15 protein-coding genes are annotated in these 13,271 nt (G+C 49.2%); 9 read left to right on the forward strand and 6 right to left on the reverse strand.

All coding sequences use genetic code 11. The features are described 5' to 3' along the window. Positions 1 to 54 precede the first annotated feature (54 nt). Together SH449x_RS01040 and SH449x_RS01045 are read right to left on the reverse strand one after the other, a co-directional pair. Positions 55 to 474 carry a hypothetical protein gene (locus SH449x_RS01040; protein ID WP_482379462.1) on the reverse strand — a complete coding sequence of 140 codons (420 nt, stop codon included), beginning with the start codon at positions 472 to 474 and terminating at the stop codon, positions 55 to 57. A 250-nt stretch (positions 475 to 724) separates the two neighbouring features. Further along, positions 725 to 1,219, reverse strand: a complete 495-nt coding sequence (locus tag SH449x_RS01045) for a hypothetical protein (protein ID WP_482379463.1) — start codon at positions 1,217 to 1,219, stop codon at positions 725 to 727. A gap of 809 nt (positions 1,220 to 2,028) precedes the next feature. Here SH449x_RS01045 and SH449x_RS01050 point away from each other — a divergent pair. After that, entirely contained in the window at positions 2,029 to 2,430 is a 402-nt protein-coding gene (locus SH449x_RS01050) for a hypothetical protein (RefSeq protein ID WP_482379464.1), read from the forward strand. An 8-nt stretch (positions 2,431 to 2,438) separates the two neighbouring features. Here the strand turns inward: SH449x_RS01050 and SH449x_RS01055 are convergent, their stop codons facing one another. Together SH449x_RS01055 and SH449x_RS01060 are read right to left on the reverse strand one after the other, a co-directional pair. Beyond that, entirely contained in the window at positions 2,439 to 3,233 is a 795-nt protein-coding gene (locus SH449x_RS01055) for a hypothetical protein (protein ID WP_482379465.1), read from the reverse strand. 6 nt (positions 3,234 to 3,239) lie between these two features. Continuing rightward, positions 3,240 to 4,091: a DUF488 domain-containing protein gene (locus tag SH449x_RS01060; RefSeq protein WP_482379466.1), complete on the reverse strand. Its 852-nt coding sequence runs from the start codon at positions 4,089 to 4,091 to the stop codon at positions 3,240 to 3,242. Positions 4,092 to 4,658: 567 nt separating this feature from the next. Between SH449x_RS01060 and SH449x_RS01065 the strand changes: the two genes are divergently transcribed. The 8 genes from SH449x_RS01065 (at position 4,659) to SH449x_RS01100 (ending at position 11,650) form a co-directional block, all read left to right on the forward strand. After that, positions 4,659 to 5,438, forward strand: a complete 780-nt coding sequence (locus tag SH449x_RS01065; RefSeq protein WP_482379467.1) for a hypothetical protein — start codon at positions 4,659 to 4,661, stop codon at positions 5,436 to 5,438. A gap of 465 nt (positions 5,439 to 5,903) precedes the next feature. Beyond that, positions 5,904 to 6,482, forward strand: coding sequence for a PRC-barrel domain-containing protein (locus SH449x_RS01070; protein WP_482379468.1), 579 nt, complete (start codon positions 5,904 to 5,906; stop codon positions 6,480 to 6,482). Positions 6,483 to 6,580: 98 nt separating this feature from the next. After that, on the forward strand, positions 6,581 to 6,958 hold the full coding sequence (locus SH449x_RS01075; RefSeq protein ID WP_482379469.1) for a YHS domain-containing protein: 378 nt from the start codon (positions 6,581 to 6,583) through the stop codon (positions 6,956 to 6,958). A 3-nt stretch (positions 6,959 to 6,961) separates the two neighbouring features. Next, positions 6,962 to 7,840: a YihY/virulence factor BrkB family protein gene (locus SH449x_RS01080; RefSeq protein ID WP_482379470.1), complete on the forward strand. Its 879-nt coding sequence runs from the start codon at positions 6,962 to 6,964 to the stop codon at positions 7,838 to 7,840. A gap of 108 nt (positions 7,841 to 7,948) precedes the next feature. Further along, positions 7,949 to 8,821, forward strand: a complete 873-nt coding sequence (locus SH449x_RS01085) for an SDR family oxidoreductase (protein WP_482379471.1) — start codon at positions 7,949 to 7,951, stop codon at positions 8,819 to 8,821. 235 nt (positions 8,822 to 9,056) lie between these two features. Beyond that, on the forward strand, positions 9,057 to 10,061 hold the full coding sequence (locus tag SH449x_RS01090) for a hypothetical protein (protein WP_482379472.1): 1,005 nt from the start codon (positions 9,057 to 9,059) through the stop codon (positions 10,059 to 10,061). Positions 10,062 to 10,170: 109 nt separating this feature from the next. Then, entirely contained in the window at positions 10,171 to 11,415 is a 1,245-nt protein-coding gene (locus tag SH449x_RS01095) for an AI-2E family transporter (protein ID WP_482379473.1), read from the forward strand. After that, the gene (locus SH449x_RS01100) at positions 11,390 to 11,650 is read left to right on the forward strand and encodes an MgtC/SapB family protein (RefSeq protein ID WP_482379474.1); all 261 of its coding nucleotides are present in this window, start codon (positions 11,390 to 11,392) and stop codon (positions 11,648 to 11,650) included. The genes SH449x_RS01095 and SH449x_RS01100 overlap by 26 nt, the downstream gene beginning before the upstream one ends. On the opposite strand, the gene SH449x_RS01105 is transcribed toward SH449x_RS01100, so the two are convergent. Both SH449x_RS01105 and SH449x_RS01110 read right to left on the reverse strand, forming a co-directional pair. Continuing rightward, positions 11,587 to 12,327: a hypothetical protein gene (locus SH449x_RS01105; protein WP_482379475.1), complete on the reverse strand. Its 741-nt coding sequence runs from the start codon at positions 12,325 to 12,327 to the stop codon at positions 11,587 to 11,589. The two genes, SH449x_RS01100 and SH449x_RS01105, sit on opposite strands and share 64 nt — an antisense overlap. A 67-nt stretch (positions 12,328 to 12,394) precedes the next feature. Next, positions 12,395 to 13,213 carry an alpha/beta fold hydrolase gene (locus SH449x_RS01110; RefSeq protein ID WP_482379476.1) on the reverse strand — a complete coding sequence of 273 codons (819 nt, stop codon included), beginning with the start codon at positions 13,211 to 13,213 and terminating at the stop codon, positions 12,395 to 12,397. Between the last annotated feature and the right edge of the window lie 58 nt (positions 13,214 to 13,271).

Raw genomic sequence — 13,271 nt, forward strand, 5'->3', positions numbered from 1 at the left:
GCAACTCGGCAGTATCCTAAGATAAAAACTGATCAAAACTGCATGGAACAGAAACTAACTTTTACGTTCAGAATTCAAGCGAAAGTGCATCCAAGAAGCTTCTACGAGTGCGTCGAATCCTGCACGCCAACCGTCTAACCCTTCGATTCGGAAGATGTAACCTCGAATCGAAAGTCGGTGCTGTGGATGACGTAAGTAGCTGAAAACGATTCCTAGAAAATCGGCTTTTACATTCTTTGAGGACCGCCACAATTCATATCGCTCCAGTAAAAGCGAAAGAACCGCGATGGTAACAGGCCGATGAATCGGAAGATCATCCAGATTGAGCTTAGAAAGTCTCAAAAGCTCGCGTCCTGTTTGATATCTGGAGAGCTCGGGTAGCTGGATATTTTTGCAAATGGGGATATCGAATTGACCTAGGTCCGGAGCGTCAGAATTGAGCCCTGATGGGAAGGAGAAAGGTTCGATTTGCATAATGTTTACCGTTGTGGAAAAAGTAGAGTGCCTAGTGAAGCGTAAGCAGCTCTGCGGGGACGCAACTGCCCAGGAATAGCTAGGTCGAAAGGGTCGAAGTAAAGACTTCGTGCAGCAGGTGCTTGGGACTCCCCTCTCCTGCTGCAACCTTTTTTTCTTATGGTTCCGGAGCGCGGCCATCCGTCAAAGGTTACGATTTATTTTGGCCGCACCCTTCATTCCGTTAAGAGTTATCATCCCCTTCGTCATCCTACTGCGGGAGCCAAGCGATAAAGGCATCGACCAGATGACTTCTGAGGAACGCCAGCCTTTCCTCGAGTTCAGGGAGGACCGACTCGGCACTGCCGCAACCTCTCGTTCTATAAAGAATACCCGTTGTGGTATTGGGGCCATCCATACAGTGTCGAATCGCGATCGCGGGATAGGTTCCCCAACAGTTGGGGCAGGTTTTGTGGTCATCCCGTTTTGAGGGCCACTTTAGTTCTGCCTTTGCAAGAATGTTCTGCAAGTAGTCGTAGTCGCAAATCGTATAGACGCGGCGGTACTGTGCAGTGGGTGGTTTCTCCGTAATTTCAAACCAGACATCAACACCTTCCTCGCTGGCATGAATCGTTGGAAAGCCCTCCTTAACGGTATTCTTATGGCCGATTGTGGGAAGGTGCATATCGTTGCTGTACGCTGAGACAATAAGCTGCTGTTTTCGCATCTCATTGACTGTGGCGATCTGGTAAATGGTTGAGATCATGAATGCGGGTTCCTTTCTAATGTGGAGGTGCGTTGCTGTTTTGGATGGGGCAATCCTTACTGGTCTCGAGTCGTTAGAGTCACTAGCAAGACCGGCAGGGAATAGCGTTCACTTAAGAAGTGGCACTCGTTGGGTTTCTGCGCAAAAACTGGCTGGAGAAAAAGTTCAACTTGTTGGATAAGGGGTCACGAGTTGCCGCCAATGCCCCCCAAAAAATAGGACTTTGATTCTGAGCCATGCCCAAAAAAATCCTGGGGTTCGGGGCAAAGCCCCGAGTGTGACAAGATCGTTAGGAATGCATCGGGATCATGGCATTTTTGCTGTAAGAGAAAGAGACGGCAGAACAACGCAAAAGCGTTGATGTGCCGTCTCTTTCGACCACGTTTGAGGGCAAGTCTTTTGAGTGGCATCTTCGAAGAAGGATGCCTCTCAAAAGACGATCTTAGGTAGTGAGCCATCGAGGCAAGCAATTTTGAATTCCGGATGTCACATTTTTTGTTGGTACGTCATAACCGGTTCTGAGGACTTAGACGTCAAGGTTGTGTACCACTGGCGGTTCGCTCTTGAGCCCTTACCAGAGGACTTGTGAGCCTGCTAGGCCAGCGGGGAATAGTGTTTTTTCGGGCATTGATGGGCACCTGAGCCGCTTTTCCACTGAAATTCAAAAGCGTGGATGAAGACTGCCTTGGAGACCTAGAATCAACCCGACTGCCGACGCCCCAGTACGGTTTTGAATTTCTAGGTCCTACCATTATCCTTTAGTGATGCGGTCGTGCACCTAACACGAGACTTCAAGGGACGTGGAAACAATGGATCCTGGGTTAAGTAACAGTTCAATGGAGTTACGAAGGCATCTCCTACGTTTCAATGGGGATGATATCGTTCGTCGCATGAAAGAGTCGGGTCTTGAGACGCCAGTGGGCCTCATCGTAGAAATGACGGACCGTATGGGCAAGGTTCTGACCTATGCCGCAATGGAGTCCAACGGGATACCAAAGCATGAAATCCCGGAGTTAATCGCACGATACACCAAGGATCAAGCAACTCCGACGTTTCTTTACGTCGTGGACCTCCAGGTTGCCAAGAGAATTCTATCCGCGACTTCAGAATCTGCCGAAGTTAATCTGTCTGCCCCTCTACCTTCCGGTCGCGGTTTTGTCGTTATCGTTGCTGGTGGAGGGAACAGTTACGCACAGGTGCCGCTTCAATAGGCATTCACTCAAAAAAGTGTTGGTTGAATCGATTTAGGTGGCCAGAAAACCCCTAGTACCAGCCATGTGTTGTACGGAAAATAAGTACCCATAAAGAACCGTGTGTCTTTATCGTGCCTGCAAAGCTCGCCAAAGAACTTGGTCTTTACGCTTTCGGCGGCAGCTTCATCAGACCCAAGTCGGGCGGCCTCGTTGAGAAACAAGGTACCTAATTCCCAATCTTCGCACATGGCTACGTGTGGTTTGCTACTGTCCTCACATTCGAAGACATAGTGAAACGTGTATGGAATTTTCCGCAAGGGTTTCTGGGGAGGTCCGAAAAGAGTCATTTGTTCGAAGAGGTTTCTCCATTCTGGCTTCCACTCTTTGTCAGCAGCACGAATCTCAAGATCAAGGATTCGTGTTGGACGAACAATTCCTAATGACGTTTTGTCACGTGTGTACTGCTCTGCTAATTGAAGACGAGTAAAATGGGGTAGTCTGTCCACATAATCTCGCCGAGCCCTCCATTCATTTTTAGACGGAATAGGGTTACCAAGAACTCGAATCGAATCAAGATTTGGGCGACGACTCTCTTTTCGATCATCGTTTTTTGCACCTTTTGGTTCGAGTTCCACTTCAATCCACTGGTATTTATGGAACTGTTGTTCTGGCGGCCGATATCGGTAATCGATCGGATAGAGCCTGACCCACTCTAATTCTTCCGTTATGCCTGCGGTGCAGACAAGCTCCTGATGAGCCCGCGAAGGTAGCGGATAGGTCATCACAAGAATCAGGACTTTGGAACGTATGAGAGGACTCACTGCGTATCACGTAAGATGGGAGACAGGAAGCTTAGATTCCGATGCTATTCTTGTTGCGAGGTGGCTGCGATGGCAACAGCACGGCTCTGCTTCCATGCAGACAAGAACGGATGGCATATCCTTGCATAAGGTTGTCGCCGACTGAATGGCGTGTTTTTCAGTCACCAGCGTAGTTAATCTATACTGGTCAAACAACCGTTCATAGTCGTCTTGTGTATCGAGGCTTTGTCGTAGTTCGGAGGGAATCCCAAGTTCGGGAAAGTGAACGTAATCGATTCCAAGCGTTTCGGTTAATCGCTTCAATGTCGATTTATGAAAGCCATATCGACGTGCAATTGGGTTCCGTCTTACATCGATGAGACGTTTGATTCCGTTTTCGACAAGTCTGTTAAGAAATGCATCAATACTGAGACCTTCGTAGCCAGACGTATAAATTTCTTCCCTACCTTCGGGCCTGCTTGCAAGTCTTTGACGCTTACTGTTCATCGTAAAGTAAGGGAAGCGGGAGTAGATTTGATCTAGCAGGTTATCGACAGAGAGGTGCGAAAGGGTTTGGACAGCATTTCTCGCATCGGATTCGATGTCGGTCGGAGGTTTAATAGGAGTCTTGGGACCAAGCATCCAATGATTCTCATCGTAGGAGGCAACGTATCCGTGCTCTTCAAGTTTGCCGACCTCTTGATAAAGAGCGAATGAAAACGGACCAAAATGGTAGGGTAGAAAGTCGTAGAAGGAATCCCCACCCTGTGAGGGAGTCGCTTGCCGCAAGTAGAAGGCCCACTTCATGAGCTCAATTCGACTGACTGGCCGGTCTGCTAGCTCTAGCATCGAAAGTAGAACTTTTTGACGATTGAGCATGTTCTCGGTTCCAGGGGGTAAATTACGCTACTCAGGTATAGCAAGGGCGATTTCGTTAGAAAAGACCAAAGCGCGTTCCTGTTAGGATCTCGGCGGTTTGTTGGGCGTTTTTAAGATAAAGAGTAAGTTTTGTTCTCTGCGATCCGTATAAAAAGAGTCGCTGCGATAATTCTCGGCTTAACCCGATGATGCTGCATTCATGTTCGCCATTCGTCGCATTGCAGCGGTGGCAATCGTGCTTAAAATCGAGTTTTTCTCAGCGTCATTGAGGAAGGCCCATGACATACCGACTAGCTGAAGTTGTGGGTCAGAAAATGTCTTAGAATGACTAGAAGGGAAATCCAACTGCAGCGCATTTGCAGCGCATGATGCATGCGTAAACTCGCAAGATTCCTTGGCAAAAGTACTTAGCTCAGAATTCGATTCAGGTTCGAATCCTATCACCCCGACTTTAGTTTTATCAAGCGAATCGTTGATAAAACCGATACCGGGAGCCGTTTCCCGAGCGATGTTTTCCAATCACAAAAGTCTGTCATTACAGACTTGCAGTTGGAGGCAGTCGGAGAAATGACGAAAGAACCTGGGTATTGTCTACACAAGCCGAGCGGCAGGGCGTACGTAAATCTTGGTGGCAGAGTTGTCTATCTGGGCAAATATGGCACACCTGAAAGCCGCGATGAGTATAACCGCGTGAAAGCCGAGTGGCTGGTCAATCGCCACAATCCACGGTTCGCTATGGGTTCTAGGGGGCCGACCATGGCGGATGTCTGCCTCGCGTATCTCGACCACGCCGAAAAGTATTACCCCACCAGCAACGAATTTCTCAACATACGCTCCGCACTCAGGCCGATCAGCGACCTTTACGCCGTGATGCCTGCCAATGAGTTCGGACCAGTCGAGTTCCGTACGATTCGAGACTGGTGGATTAAGACCCCCATAGAGTTTTCCCGAAAAGGCAAAAGTAACAAGCCTCCAAAGTTTCGCAGTCGCAAAACAATAAACGATCAAATGAGCCGGCTGGTGCGGATGTTCAAATGGGCGGTATCTCAAGGGATGGTTCGGGTTGAGGTCTACCAGACCCTCAAATGTGTGGAACCTCTAAAACGCGGCCGGTGCGATGCGGTGGAGTCCAAACCGATCATGAGCGTGAAACCGGAGCTTGTCGAAGCTACCCTCCCGCACCTCACACAGGTCCTAGCCGACATGGTAAGGTTTCAAATGCTAGTGGGGTGCCGGCCGGGAGAATTCGTAAAAATAACACCTAGTAAGGTGGACCGCTCCGGCAGCGTGTGGACGATTGAACTAAAAGCCACGGAGAACCCCTGGAACAAGTTACGACACAGGTAATTATGCTCAAGCGATCAAATATGCTTGCAAGCGAGCGATACTAGAGCAATTCGGTATCGACGCTGCTAGCGTGTTATTGGGACACAGTGGATTAGATGTAGCTCAGGTCTACGCCGGGCAAGACAAAAAGGGTTGCTCAAGAAAGCACGACTTGATCTTTGATTCTTGAGGATGCAATCGAGTCCGTTGCTCCCCAGGTTCTCTGGATCGATGCCACATGGCTCTGTGATGCACCGAACGCAGAATTCGCTTTAGCGTACGTTGAGGTTGCTGGTTGAACAAACAGCCTGAAACAGAAGCAACCTTTGAGAGCGATAACCATGCACCAGCTAAACCTATCCAGGTTCTCGCCCTCGGGCAATTCAAGGTTGGCACACAAGTTGCGTTACAAATTGCGTAGGAAAGACTCGATGGAGCACTCTGCTCGCAACCTCACATTCTTAGTAACTCAGAAGGTAGACTGTTATGAAGATCTCAAAAATTTGGATTGCCTCGGTCATGACCGTTGCATTTTCCAGCACGTTGGTCGCACAGAATCCAAACGTTAAGCCCGCACAAGAGACTGCAACGCAAAACCTGCAAAAGCTTGACACCACCACATCTGGCCCAGGAATCCGTGCCAGCAAGTTGATGGGGATGAATATTCAAAACTCTAAAAAAGAGCATGTTGGCCAGATCAAGGATATCGTTGTGGATCCTATGTCAACGCGAATCCAATACGTGGCGGTCACCTATGGCGGATTCCTTGGACTCGGCAACAAAATGTTTGCTGTCCCAATGCAGGCCATCAAGGTTCAACAAGATCCAGACAATCGTGACCAAGTCGTTTTGGTTCTCGATGTAACCAAGGAACAAATGAACGGAGCTCAAGGCTTTGATGAAGCCAATTGGCCCAACTTTTCCGATGAAAAATTCTCCGGTGAGCTGCACCGTCGGTACAGAGTTGAAGATCGTTGGAATAACCGAGGAAGCCGGGATGGAAAAGTTGACGTTAACATTGGTCGCGATGGCGTCGAAGTGAATGTTGACGGAAAGAAGAAGTAAGGTTTCAAATTGGGGAGCCGGGACTGCAGTTCTGCCGAAGCACTCAGTCCCGCATACTTTTGAGTGACTGATCGTAAGTCCCGTACTAAGGAACAATCATGACCAAGTCGAATTTTGAAAATGTTACTGCAGCGAGCCCCGGATATGACGCAGAGCCCGAAAACGTAACCGAAAGCTTCGGGCCAGCTGCTGATACGGGTGAAGATCTAGCGTACGAGGGGAGCGGGAAGGAAATAGTCAAGCCTACGTTCGATGGGGGTAGGCCTGCTGAAGACCAGAAGGATAACGGTGTTTCCGAACCGATTGCTCCAACGCTTGATCCAATCTGTGGCAAGTCCGTAGACGAAGACACATTGTTACACTTGGAACGTGACGGGAAGATCTTCTACTTTTGCAGCGAGCAATGCCTTCAGACTTTCATCTCGACTATTGCGGGAGTGAAATCGGAGAGTAAGGCCGGGAGCTGTTGCGGATAGGGAATGCGATTCGCAATTAGAAGCCACTTAGCTTGGTCAATCGTGCGGGACACTGCAATCAGTTGGGTGGCTCACAATGCACCTCGACTGTCGGCCTCGCTCGCCTTTTATACGATTCTATCTGTCTCTCCACTTTTGCTCATCGCCACTGCGATTCTGAAGAATGTTTTCGTGGAAACGGGTGCGTCTGACCAGCTCATGGTACAAATGCAATCCATTCTCGGCAACTCGGGCGTTGAGGTGTTCAAAACCATCGTTCAGAATCCAGCCCCTCCGTCCATGGGAGCGATCGTTTCCATCATCGGGACGGTGACTCTGTTGATTGGTGCCACAGGAGTTCTTACTGAGTTACAGAGTGCAATGAATTTAATATGGAACGTCCAGCCGAGAACAAATGTTGATTTCTATGGCAACATTCTCCATCGAGCTGCATCTTTCGGAATCGTACTCGCCGTAGGTTCATTGTTAATCGCAACTGTCATATCATCCGCTGTGATCGCCGCGTTTGGTGTACGACTTCTGGACATCGTCCCCGATCTCAAAGCAAACCTAAGAGTTGCAAACAGCGTCTTAAGTTTCGCTCTTTTGACGATCTTATTTGCACTGACATTCAAGTTCTTGCCAGACGCGAAAATCTGGTGGCGAGATGTTTGGTACGGTGCGTTCGTTACAGCCGTACTCTTTACGATTGGAAACTACTTTATCGGAATCTATCTCAGTTCGGCTGGGATTTCGACTCCGTTCGGCGCTTCAGGATCCTTGGTGGTTTTCATCGTCTGGACCTACTATTCGTCACTCATTCTGTTCTTTGGGGTCGAGCTTACTCAGGTGACTGCGACCCATCTCGGTCATCGAATCGAGCCTTCAACTACAACATCGTAAGTGACAACATGATGCGACCGATTGAGCCTAAGGTATCGAACATCGGAGCGACCGTATCCGATGAACAGGGACTATGAAGAAGCTACTAAAAACAATTAGGAGAATCCAATGACAATCGAACAAAGCGAAAACGTGGACACCATACCTGCGCAGACCCAAAGTAAACCCGGTTTAGAATCTGAGATGCATCCCAGACCACTTTACATGGCGGATGGATACAAGGGAGCCGAGAAGCTTCTGAATCAGGTCGCGCTAATTACGGGAGGTGACTCAGGGATTGGTCGAGCGGTAAGTGTCTTGTTCGCTCGCGAAGGTGCGGATGTGGCCATTGTTTACCTACCAGCAGAACAGACGGACGCTGAAGAAACGGCAATGGCGATCAAAGCCGAAGGACGACATGCGCTGTTGTTGCCAGGAGACGTTACTCAACCCGAATTTTGCATCGCGGCAGTCGATAAAACCGTGGAGCGATTTGGCAAGTTAGACATCTTGGTCAACAATGCCGCTTACCAACAAACTAAAACACGTCTCGAGGACATCTCAAACGATGATTGGGACTTAACCTTCCGAACCAACATTTTTGGTTACTTTTACATGGCAAAAGCTGCGTTGAAGTACATGAAAGAGGGAGGAACCATCATCAACTGTGGTTCAAGAACTGGACTGGAGGGAAACAAGACATTGATCGACTACGCTTCAACTAAAGGAGCGATCCATGCGTTTACGAAGTCGCTCGCGCTAAATCTTGCTGACAGGAGGATACGTGTGAACTGTGTCGCGCCAGGTCCAATTTGGACAGTGCTGCAACCTGTCTCGAAGCCTGCGGAAGCCGTTGCTGAGCATGGTGCGAAAACGCCCATGAAGCGCCCTGGGCAACCAGAAGAAGTTGCGCCCGCGTTTGTCTTTCTGGCGTCCAATGCAGATTCAAGCTACATCTCCGGCGAAATCTTGACGGTTCTCGGTGGGGAAACGACGGCCTAAACTAATTGTAGGATTGCGAGAAGCAACATGACGAAACGATACCGTCACCGACTAGGAAGTCGGTCAATGGAGCGAGGAATGCCTCCTATTCAATGAGCGATTAGTTGCTCGATGAAGCCAGCAATTCTACGTTACGGCACGCGACGTGCGTCTCTGGAGATTTAGGAGTGTCGATATTGGAATCAATTCCCTACACGACACACAAATTGTTTTAAGTACCCAGAGGAGAATTACGATGCATCGTCATTTAATCGCAGGCGCATTTGCTTGCTTCGGTTCCAGTTTGTTTGGACAAACGACCGACACTGCCAATCAAACAACCGGCACACTTAACAAAGTTCAGAGCACACTTCAGGATGGCGTTCAAAAGGGGCAGGATTCCGTGAACCGAACTATTCAACAAAGCCCTCTAACTCCGACATTGCGAGATGGCCAGAACCAACCTTTCTTGGACAATCAAACTCAAGCTGGCGGTTCGTTGGGGCCTACCGGAAGTACACGCATCCAGAACAATTCCAATCTGCAGAACAACTTAAATCGTCAACCTGGGCAATCGAGTTTAAACTCATCCACTCAGATCCAAGGGCAAGGAACACTCAACCAACAGCTTAGGGGTAATCGCATACAGGATCCAAACAGTCAGAATGGCAATGCATACCAATTGAATGGTAACGGCGGATTTCAGGCACAATCGCCGCAAATCCAGGGGCAAACAACGCAGAATGGTCAACCATTGCAGCAGTCGTGGTCGTCGCATAATTCCGGTCGCGTTTACATGCTTCGCGTTGATGCATGCGGGCGCGAGTTTATTTGCGTAGATGGCAGGCCAGTCTATTTTGACAAGGTCAATTCGCTCTCAATGCAAGCAAATGCAGCGACTCAGAATCAATACCGATCAGGTAATGGAAGCTTCGATTCTCAGAACGGTCGCAACGCAGAAGCCCCTCCTGCGGCAGATAATCAGAACGCCGATCAACCGATAATCGATCAACAAGGCTCACTCGCTGTACCGAGGTCTTCGAGAGACGGCAGAAGCGAACCAACACAAGATCGGTCTAAATCACGCGATATCAACAATGATGAATTGAATCCTAATACGTTGGATGATGCACGCAATAACAATTCGAGCGAGCTCAACAAGCGTGAAAACGATAATGTCGTGCAAGCCGACGTTGACGCTAACGCAGAAGTGAATCAGCAGGGCGAGAGCACGAAGGATCTCATTCAGCCCAAACGGTAGTCAGCTTGCAGTGGACCACAATTCTCGATCGATGCTCGACGGCAAGCCGCATCTTGAAAGTCGGGCCGGGAGAGGGAATGACAAGTTCAAGCCGTAATAGGAGATGGAGATGACAACCAATTCGGAGCCCGGACCAAAGCGGCTGTCGATTCCTCTCTATCTGATGCTAGCCGTGGGGCTGTTCGCTTTCGTTCAGACCTTCTCGACGCTCTCCCCCATCTATCTTTCGTTTTTGCTGACGCTAATCATTTCGCTCGCGCTCAATCCTCTTGTCAACAACCTGAGGAGGCTGACAGGGGGCCGAAAGGGCGCGACTGGCTTAGTGATACTATCCATGGTCAGCATTCTTGTTTTAACCGGATGGGCTTTTTATAATCCGCTAAAAGATTCAGTCGCAAACTTGTCGAAAGCGTTGCCGGAATATTGGGAGCGACTTCAGAAGCCCCTAATCAAGATGGAGCAGCATGCCAAGCGTTCGGAGATGCGATTGCAAGAGGAAGTGAACTCGGAAAACGCTCATGATACCAACGAAGCTTACCGTCCTAACGATGATAACAACGACAACACTGAATTAGAGAATACTGGATCCGAAGGCGAATTGAACGCGAGTGACCTTCCCAGAGAATCGAATTCGATCCGATCCAGTTTGGCCGAAATGCTCCGCGGTGTCGTGGGAAACTTCACCAAAGTTGCATTCAATGGTGCCCAGATGCTTGTCGTACTTGTGACAGTGTTTTTCGGTGTCATTTTTATGTTGATGAATCCTCGACCAATCATAGGTGCCATCTTCTCGTTCGTGCCAGAACGACACCAAGGTGTCGCCATATTAATCATGCACCGTGTCTGTAGATTTGCGCCCGCCTGGGGGGGATCCACGCTAGCTGGCATGCTGTCCATCGGCTTGCTCGTATTCTTGCTGATGTGGCCATTGCTAGGCTTGATGGATGCACTCGTGTTGGGCCTCATTGCGGGAGTGCTTGAATGTGTACCCTTCCTTGGACCAACCCTTAGTACCGTACCCGCACTCTTGCTAGCTCTTGGAAGAGGGGGCATGACTCCCTTATGGGTGCTGCTGGCATACATCGGTGTACAAGCTCTTGAAAATAACATTGTTCTTCCACTCATCATGTCGCGGGGCATGAAGCTGCATGCAGTTGCTGTCATTTTTTCAATGCTTTTATGCGTTGCTGCCTTCGGAGTTCTGGGCGTACTGATCGCTGCTCCCATGGTTGCGATCGTTACTATTCTTCACGAAGAACTCTATCGAAAAAGGCTCCTTCCGACAGTGACTGATTTGGACCTGGAAAATCGAACACGGCAAGTGTTGCATGAAAAGATCCTTGCAAGCGATTAGTTTACGAATCTCGATTCAACTCATTCTTGCGGCAGCACTGGGAGGATTGCCCCGGTACGATAGAGCGAGTGCGGGAAAGCCAGTGGGTTTACGCACATACCTGTTGGTATCTCTTGTCGCAGCTTTGTTCGTATTGCTCCTTCATAACATTGAGGACGAGCCCGCCGCTTCTCAAAGATCTCCCTTTTCACCCACAATCCATCTTTCCAACATCACACGTTCCGACGGCATTTGATGCGTTCCTCCTGCCAAGATGTCTAAGAACCGGTCCCACAAATTCTTGCCATGGTCGAATTCGTGTAAAAAGTCAGCGACCGCGCTCTTGTACTGGAGTTCGTACTCTTCGGCTTCCTCAACCGAAAAGTCACTTGGGGTTTTGTGAGAGATGAACTCATTGATTCTCGTCAGTTCTTCCTCCGAATACTTCTCGAGCAATAGAAGCTCAACACGACAAGCATCGGCATAGGCAACCACCATTGGCAGAAAGACACCTTCGGAGTCTCGCATCTCCCTCTGCCACTCGACATTTTCGCTTTGAGGGAGCACATCAACTCCCATTTGGGGCAGGTCCTCCAGTTCTTTTTCGAGTTTCGTCATCACTGCGTCAAACTCGATCCACATTCCAGACGAATCGCTGCGGTCCTTGTTCTCTATTCTTCGTTTTCCCTCTGCGAGTAATCGCTTTATGGATTCAATGGAGTCATTGATAATGAGAAGCTTGGCTTTCCAGCTCGCAACTGCACTCGCGTTAGACGTATTCAGCGCAGCACCGCTTGCGCTGTCGTTTAGACGCTTTATCTTTGATTCAACCTCAACCATTTGATCGAAATTGCGATCCAAGTCCTGCCTAAATCGCTTAATCGACATCACAGCCTGAAGTTCGGACGCATGACTAAGACTAGAATTTCCCATTTTGATTTTTAAACCTTAATAATCGAGTACTATTCTCAAAGTCATTGGCAATTGCACTTCAAATTCTTCAACTGCAGAATCTGATCAGATCGGTAATAAGTTGGGCTCGATGCGTGGCGAAGAGCCCGTGAGGTGCACCTTCGTACTCGATTAGTTGCGAACCGCGGATTGCCTCTGCTGCTGGACGTGCCGTTGCGTCGATAGGTACGGTTTTGTCGAGCGTGCCATGTACGATCAATGTTGGCAGATCGAACGATTTGAGATCCGGACGAAAGTCTGTCATTGCGAAAGCGTTAACGCAATCCAATGTGGCTTTTAGGCTTGCTTGCATGGCCATTGAGAGTGTCCAAGCCAACCATTCGTCGCTCACTGGTCGCGACAGTGCCTCCACCCCGTAGAAGTCTTTAAAGAACGAAGTGAAGAAATGCGAGCGGTCTTCGATAAGACCTTCAAGCATTTCGTCGAAACCTTCTTTTGGTACCCCATGGGGGTTCGTGTCGTCTTTCAGCATGAAGGGGACAACGGACGATATCAATGCGACAGAATGGACGTTGCTTTTGCCATGGCGACTTAGGAATCTCGCGATTTCTCCGCCCCCCATCGAAAATCCTATGAGAGTGACATCCGAGAGTTGAAGTTTGGCTATGACATCCGCCAAATCGTCCGAGAGAGTGTCGTAGTTGTATCCGTCCCAAGGCTGACTGGATCGACCGAAGCCACGCCGGTCGTAGGCAATAATTCGAAAACCCGCATTCGCGAGAGGAACAGCGACGTCGTCCCAACTGTCGGCCGTCAAGGGCCAACCATGGATCAAGACCAACGGGCGTCCGACACCCCAGTCCTTGATATAGATTTCAGTTCCGCTGCGAGTCATAATGGATAGCATTGTCTTATCTTTTCTGCTTTACAAATTCGTGAAATCTGAGTGTCTTCAACCCACACTT

It is taken from the genome of Brakhagea baltica (assembly GCF_052161605.1).
Taxonomy (GTDB): Bacteria; Planctomycetota; Planctomycetia; order Pirellulales; family Pirellulaceae; genus JBKCUI01.

What these genes read in the sequence shown, in the direction of transcription:
- SH449x_RS01040 (WP_482379462.1), bottom strand. Translation starts at nt 474, where the DNA reads ATGCAAATCGAACCTTTCTCCTTCCCATCAGGGCTCAATTCTGACGCT.
- SH449x_RS01045 (WP_482379463.1), bottom strand. Translation starts at nt 1,219, where the DNA reads ATGATCTCAACCATTTACCAGATCGCCACAGTCAATGAGATGCGAAAA.
- SH449x_RS01050 (WP_482379464.1), top strand. Translation starts at nt 2,029, where the DNA reads ATGGATCCTGGGTTAAGTAACAGTTCAATGGAGTTACGAAGGCATCTC.
- SH449x_RS01060 (WP_482379466.1), bottom strand. Translation starts at nt 4,091, where the DNA reads ATGCTCAATCGTCAAAAAGTTCTACTTTCGATGCTAGAGCTAGCAGAC.
- SH449x_RS01065 (WP_482379467.1), top strand. Translation starts at nt 4,659, where the DNA reads ATGACGAAAGAACCTGGGTATTGTCTACACAAGCCGAGCGGCAGGGCG.
- SH449x_RS01070 (WP_482379468.1), top strand. Translation starts at nt 5,904, where the DNA reads ATGAAGATCTCAAAAATTTGGATTGCCTCGGTCATGACCGTTGCATTT.
- SH449x_RS01075 (WP_482379469.1), top strand. Translation starts at nt 6,581, where the DNA reads ATGACCAAGTCGAATTTTGAAAATGTTACTGCAGCGAGCCCCGGATAT.
- SH449x_RS01080 (WP_482379470.1), top strand. Translation starts at nt 6,962, where the DNA reads ATGCGATTCGCAATTAGAAGCCACTTAGCTTGGTCAATCGTGCGGGAC.
- SH449x_RS01085 (WP_482379471.1), top strand. Translation starts at nt 7,949, where the DNA reads ATGACAATCGAACAAAGCGAAAACGTGGACACCATACCTGCGCAGACC.
- SH449x_RS01090 (WP_482379472.1), top strand. Translation starts at nt 9,057, where the DNA reads ATGCATCGTCATTTAATCGCAGGCGCATTTGCTTGCTTCGGTTCCAGT.
- SH449x_RS01095 (WP_482379473.1), top strand. Translation starts at nt 10,171, where the DNA reads ATGACAACCAATTCGGAGCCCGGACCAAAGCGGCTGTCGATTCCTCTC.
- SH449x_RS01100 (WP_482379474.1), top strand. Translation starts at nt 11,390, where the DNA reads ATGAAAAGATCCTTGCAAGCGATTAGTTTACGAATCTCGATTCAACTC.
- SH449x_RS01105 (WP_482379475.1), bottom strand. Translation starts at nt 12,327, where the DNA reads ATGGGAAATTCTAGTCTTAGTCATGCGTCCGAACTTCAGGCTGTGATG.
- SH449x_RS01110 (WP_482379476.1), bottom strand. Translation starts at nt 13,213, where the DNA reads ATGCTATCCATTATGACTCGCAGCGGAACTGAAATCTATATCAAGGAC.